At 53.1% G+C, this 4,341-nt stretch carries 6 protein-coding genes and 1 pseudogene; all 7 read left to right on the top strand.

The window, feature by feature from the left end; translation table 11 throughout:
- The first annotated feature begins 63 nt into the window (after positions 1-63).
- Positions 64-225 carry a hypothetical protein gene (locus tag ACR0AO_RS25210; RefSeq protein ID WP_480609703.1) on the top strand — a complete coding sequence of 54 codons (162 nt, stop codon included), beginning with the start codon at positions 64-66 and terminating at the stop codon, positions 223-225.
- A 12-nt stretch (positions 226-237) separates the two neighbouring features.
- Positions 238-960 (top strand): RHS repeat-associated core domain-containing protein, encoded by a 723-nt coding sequence (locus tag ACR0AO_RS25205; RefSeq protein WP_480609706.1) that lies wholly within the window; start codon positions 238-240, stop codon positions 958-960.
- Between the two features lies 1 nt (position 961).
- The gene (locus tag ACR0AO_RS25200; RefSeq protein ID WP_480609700.1) at positions 962-1,237 is read left to right on the top strand and encodes a hypothetical protein; all 276 of its coding nucleotides are present in this window, start codon (positions 962-964) and stop codon (positions 1,235-1,237) included.
- A gap of 146 nt (positions 1,238-1,383) precedes the next feature.
- Positions 1,384-2,013: an RHS repeat domain-containing protein gene (locus tag ACR0AO_RS25195; RefSeq protein ID WP_480609697.1), complete on the top strand. Its 630-nt coding sequence runs from the start codon at positions 1,384-1,386 to the stop codon at positions 2,011-2,013.
- 505 nt (positions 2,014-2,518) lie between these two features.
- Positions 2,519-2,890 (top strand): annotated as a pseudogene (locus ACR0AO_RS25190) (RHS repeat-associated core domain-containing protein); the annotation flags it as partial.
- 273 nt (positions 2,891-3,163) lie between these two features.
- Positions 3,164-3,679 (top strand): hypothetical protein, encoded by a 516-nt coding sequence (locus tag ACR0AO_RS25185; RefSeq protein WP_480609693.1) that lies wholly within the window; start codon positions 3,164-3,166, stop codon positions 3,677-3,679.
- A gap of 71 nt (positions 3,680-3,750) precedes the next feature.
- Positions 3,751-4,086 (top strand): RHS repeat domain-containing protein, encoded by a 336-nt coding sequence (locus tag ACR0AO_RS25180; RefSeq protein WP_480609689.1) that lies wholly within the window; start codon positions 3,751-3,753, stop codon positions 4,084-4,086.
- Positions 4,087-4,341: the final 255 nt, after the last annotated feature.

Raw genomic sequence — 4,341 nt, 5'->3', positions numbered from 1 at the left:
TAATCTCTTCCGGCTTCGGTCTCTTGTTTGCCATTCTTGGTCCTCCGTTTCCTAAACATAACGGTGGACCAGTTCAGTTGGGGAGGCTCAACGCTGCTGCGTGAGTATATCTGGATGGACGGCGAGGCCGTGGGCGTGGTCGAAGAGGACCAGCTCTACTTCATCCGCACCGACCATATCGGCCGGCCCGTCTTTGCCACCGATGAGCTGGGCGGCAAGATCTAGGAGGTCTCCTACCTGCCCTTCGGCGCAGTCGAAACCTTCTGGCAGATAACCCCGCTGGAACTGGAACTCCGCTTCCCCGGCCAGTGGTATCAGGCCGAATCCGGTCTGCACCAGAACTGGATGCGCGACTACGACCCCACAACCGGGCGATACCTTCAGGCAGACCCGCTGGGGCTGATCGATGGGCCGAGCGTTTACGGATACGCGCTCCAGAACCCGGGACGGTACACAGACCCGACCGCGGAGTACATACCAACACTATTGGCTGGAGCAGCTATTGGAGCCGGAACCGGGTACCTTTTTGATCAATTTTTGGGTGACGGCTGCTATACTTTGGAGGAGGGCCTCACCGATGCAGCATATGGCGCAATCGGCGGAGTCCTCTTCAAAGGTGTAGGTGCGGCTTGGAATGCATGGCGAGGCGCAGGTCAGGCAAGTAAGACCACAGCTACAGCTGTCGGGGCCAAGTCGGTACCTTTTGTGGCAGCCACAGGGGTATCGATCAGGGGATACACGAAACACGGAGAAAATAGAGCCATTGGAGATGGAGGCAAGCGTGCGGGTGCCGGACCTGGATCAATCCGTGATGCCGTTACCAAGCCTCGCAAAGTCAAAACCGGCGTGGATAAAAAGGGGCGTCCGTTTCAGACTTTCAAAGGGACCGACGTAAAGGTTACCATCAATCCATCCAACGGCAAAATAGTGTCGGTTAATCCGTTGGGAAGGGGGGAGTAAGATGACGCTGATGCTTGTTGAACTGAATCAAGAGCAGTCGGACTTTCTGAAGAGCATTGCTCACAATGCACCCCAAGTACATGAGTTTATCAAGAGAGCCGAAATAGATAAATGGGGCAGGATGAAATTCCTGATACCAGAAGATGTCGCAAGAGACTTTGGCGACATGTTGTCGGACGAGCTGGTTTTATCGGGGTTTGATGAAGATTACGGTCTAAATACGAAAGGTCGATTGCTGGACGCCCTGGTCGACAGATTTTTAGTCATTTCTGAATAGAAATGATACCGAAGCGATATCGGGCATTTCTGTTCACAAATTGGAAGCTGCCTTTCGGCGGCGTACACACCTCAACCGGAGACATCTCCGATCTCCGCTTCCCCGGCCAGTGGCACCAGTCCGAGAGCGGCCCGCACTAGAACTGGATGCGCGACTACGACCCCACAACAGGCCGATACCTCCAGGCCGACCCCCTCGGACTCGTCGATGGGCCGAGTGTCTATGGATACGCGCTACAGAACCCGGGGAGGTATACAGATCCGATTGGGGAGTATATACCGGCTCCAATTGCTGGTGCTGGAATCGGATTAACTCTCGGTATTCTTGAGCAATATCTGGCACACGGGGTGGAATATCAGTGCTATGATTGGGCGGGCATTGGAGTTTCAACGGCTTTGGGCGCAGCCGGTGGTGGAGTTGGTTGGAAAGTTGCGGGGAGTGCAAGTAAAGGATTGAACTTCAGTCACTTTGTTCCAAATCGCGCCAAGCACCTTCCGGGTCTGAATGAAAGGCTCGGGAAATGGTTTCTGAAAGGCGGCAAAGACAGCAACAAATTCAACGGTAACTTTGTAACAAGGAAGCGTCACTACAAACACGATCCAAAATACTATGGAAATCTAAAGGGCGATGGTCTTCTGCGGCGGACCCAATGGGGGCAAAGATATTCGCCAGCGCGCCGGTTATGGGATCGTATTCCATACTTCTATAAAGGCGCCTTAGGTGCACCCGCACCACTACTTTTCATTGATCTACAGGACAGCTGTTCATGTCAGTGAGAGATCTGATTCAAAAGCTTAAGATATTCTTCGCAGATGGGAACAGCTGGCTACGATCATACGAGGCCGAAATCCTTACTCATTTTGTGAAAAACTTGGATACTGCCAATAGGACAAAGATCATTGAGCAACTGTCTTGGATGGACCTCGTGCAACGTTCTGACGACAGCAAAATTCTGATGTTCTTTAGATGTAATGATGAACGTCGGGCAAGTTTTGATTCAGAGTGGCGATTACCAATGAATAGGGGTACTGAGGCCAAGCATAGGTTTGAGATTTTGACGTCAAGCGGTCAAAAGGCGGCTGGTGTGATCTTTATCTCGGAGGGCTGGTTGACGAGCGTAGAGTGTAAATTGCGTCCCAAAAACTATACGAGCAAAGCAGTTAAAATTGACGACTTGGGAAAGAGGCTGAAACTCGGAGAGTTAACTGGGGATTCTCGAGCAATCGAGTAACGCTGAGATTTCGCATCTAGACCCGCACAGCTCCTCTCCAGTCCAGAACCGGCCTGCACCAGAAATGGATGCGCGACTACGACCCCACAACAGGGCGGTACCTCCAGGCCGACCCGCTCGGCCTCGTCGATGGACCTCCCGTCTACGGATACGCAGGGCAAAACTCGGAACGATATACCGATCCGACGGGAGAGGCTATTCCCGCAGCCATCGCTGCCGGTATGGCAATCGCGGCGTCGCTGGATCTCTTTGCCCAGCTTTCCGAACATAGCGGAGATTTAAATTGTGCTAATTGGTTCCGGGTTGGCGCAGTCGCAGGAACGGGCGCCTTTGGGGGTGACCTTGGATTTGGGCTTGCGAAAGGTCTTGGCAATTCGCAGGCTCAAGAATTGGTCCTCCGCCTCGCGGAAGTTCAAGGATAGAACAGGGTTCAAAAGTGTACGTGATGGATCTATTGAAACCCATCATGGTTTGATTCCCGCGAATGGGAACCGCAGCGCAGGTTTGCACAACCACTTTATGAACTTGAGGAACCTTCCGAAATCGGTTCATAGGCGCTTTACTGGTTCTTGGGGTGGTCGCCCGCGATTTAACCCGTTGCAGAGGTTTGTCCATGGCAAGCGGTACTGGACCTATGGAGCGGTTGGCGGTCCGGCGGTTGGCGCTTTGATGGAGGCTTTCGACAGCGAATGCGGTTGCGGAAACTGAACTATCCTCTTGCGGTGGTTATGCCTGATTGCGTGCTTGGCGGGTTTGGCGGAGACTTGTCCAAACCGTCGCGTTTCAACTGGAACATTGCATCCTACTATATTCGAGGAGGCTTTGACGAGGCGATAATCTATGACAGTTCGGGGCGACGCTTCGAGATTGAAACAATTGAGCTCCGGAGGCCGGAATGGTGGAGATACATTCTGGACAGATTGGGTCACCTTATTATTCTGCCGAATCCGAATGCCGAGCCGATGGTCAATGTCGATATGATTCTACGTCAAACCGGCGAACTTACGCTGCCCGAGTTTTGCGAAGAAATCTTGTCTGTCTTGCGGGCCAATCCATCGTTCTGGGAAAAAGTATATGACGAGGAATCCATGCTGAGTATTTTCGATGGAGATACCAACTTTGCTCAGGCGATTGATCATATTGGATTGCTGGATTCTCCACACAAGAAAAGGTCGAAGGGATACTCGAACAAGATCTTGGATCTAAGGTAGCACTTATAGCTTAAATCCGACGGCACCTGAATCCGAGATCGGGTGGCTGGTTCAATGGAGAACCCGTCGGCGTGGTCGAAAACGACCAGCTCTACTTCATCCGCACCGACCATATCGGCCGCCCCGTCTTTGCCACCGATGAACTCGGCGGCAAGATCTGGGAGGTCTCCTACCTGCCCTTCGGCGGCGTCCACACCTCCTCGGGCATCGCCTCCGATCTCCGCTTCCCCGGCCAATGGTTCCAGAGTGAATCCGGCCTGCACCAGAACTGGATGCGCGACTACGACCCAACAACAGGACGATACCTCCAGGCCGACCCCCTCGGCCTCGTCGACGGGCCATCCGTCCATGGATACGCGCTCCAAAACCCGGGACGGTATCCTTTTGGAGGCATCATAGACTTCTAGGTGTTGGCTGATGAGGTGCTATCTAGGGGGTCAGATGCAACGCTTACGTCGCGCTGGGGTTGGTTTTCTTCTGTTACAAAATTCGGCAACGCAGACAGTTAGGAACGGAACACCAAAATTAGTTGTTGTTTGCTCTCTGGCGTAGCACCGTTGTAGCACCGGGTGTTAGAGCTACAAACGCAGAAAGCGCCCCTTGGGGCGCTAAGTGTTTGATATCCGACCTAGAAGTTTGGTTGCGGGAGCAGGATTTGAACC

The sequence above is a fragment of the Ruegeria sp. AF8 genome, assembly GCF_056541825.1.
This window is presented reverse-complemented; position numbering and strand designations above follow the sequence as displayed.

Excerpts from the sequence above, each read along its gene's own strand:
- ACR0AO_RS25200 (WP_480609700.1), top strand. The coding sequence starts at position 962 with ATGACGCTGATGCTTGTTGAACTGAATCAAGAGCAGTCGGACTTTCTG.
- ACR0AO_RS25195 (WP_480609697.1), top strand. The coding sequence starts at position 1,384 with ATGCGCGACTACGACCCCACAACAGGCCGATACCTCCAGGCCGACCCC.